The following is a 1057-nucleotide window of genomic DNA, read 5'->3' as shown; positions in this document are numbered from 1 at the left end:
AGCCCCTGAAATCTTGACTCTGCGGCTGATTTGCTTGATGGCCGATTCAACAGCCCCTGAGCCAATCGAGCAGATTTGTTCGCGCTGATAATAGTCGTAATTGACAATGCGGTGGCGATGCTTGCGGAGGTAGTTGCAAAAGGCCTGGGCCTGCTTTTTGCTCAAGGGCTCAAAGAGTGCTAAGACGTCATCGACCTTGCCCTGCCAGAGTAAGGCTTCGGCTTGATGAAGCCGCTTAGGCGACCCACCCACTTTATGGAGGTTTTCAACGAGATGATACCAATCGAGAATCTCTCGGCGCTCCTCTGGGGTGCTAATCTGAGCCACGATGTTCCAAATGCCATCATGGCCATCACCTAAACAGGTTACCGGGGACGCTAAAGATTGCTGGTTCGTCCAATCAATGAGGACAGCATTCTCGTGGTAAGCCGCTACGATTCCGACTTCGGTAGCAATGGCTTTGTAGTCTGCCCATTGGCAAATCTCGCCTAAAGCCGTTCGGATGCGTACTTTACCGCCATCCACACTGAGTTCGCTCAACGCCTCATCGGTCTTAGGGTGAGGGAAGCTCTGCTGCTGTACCAATCGCTGCTGGGTCTTGGCTGGAACCCGGATACCTGTCAAATACCCGACGTCTTTGGCCGCCTGTTCGTAGGAGACATTCGCACTCACGCGCAAGCAACAGTTTTCTAGATGAGGGCTTAACTGACGATAGACCGGCACCGACAGTCGTTCCGCCTGACGGGTGGTGACGCTCAACTCGCCCAAGGTACTTTTCAAATGCCGGGTACGTCCGGCTGTTGTGCCACTAACCGTGCGGATAAAAAATGGCCGAGTTCTGGGCTGACATACGCCTGAATTTGCTTACGCACTGTCATCTCAATCTCCTCCAAGGTCTGCATCTCAGCCGGATCACTCTCCTTATAGAGCAGTTCAGCGATAGCCTCAAGGTGGGTTTTGAGTTGGGCTGCTTTCTCGGGGGTCATCGGTTAGGTCGCTAGGTCAACACTGGCATCCTCACCTATTTCAACCCTCCTTGCAAACCTGACATGCTCCC

The 1057-nt window shown here is 53.3% G+C and carries 1 protein-coding gene; it reads right to left on the bottom strand.

The annotated features are described in order from the left end of the window. Positions 1 to 986 (bottom strand): ISKra4 family transposase gene (locus IQ273_RS33395; RefSeq protein WP_194027354.1). Its coding sequence is split into 2 segments (ribosomal slippage), with 984 coding nucleotides annotated over them: positions 1 to 828 and positions 831 to 986; the frame shifts between segments, so codons are not numbered across the junction. This gene is flagged as partial in the annotation. Positions 987 to 1057 lie beyond the last annotated feature (71 nt).

Source organism: Nodosilinea sp. LEGE 07298, from assembly GCF_015207265.1.
In the GTDB taxonomy this organism is placed as follows: Bacteria; Cyanobacteriota; Cyanobacteriia; order Phormidesmidales; family Phormidesmidaceae; genus Nodosilinea.
Note: the sequence above shows the minus strand (reverse complement) of the source record. Positions and strands in the feature narration are given on the sequence as shown.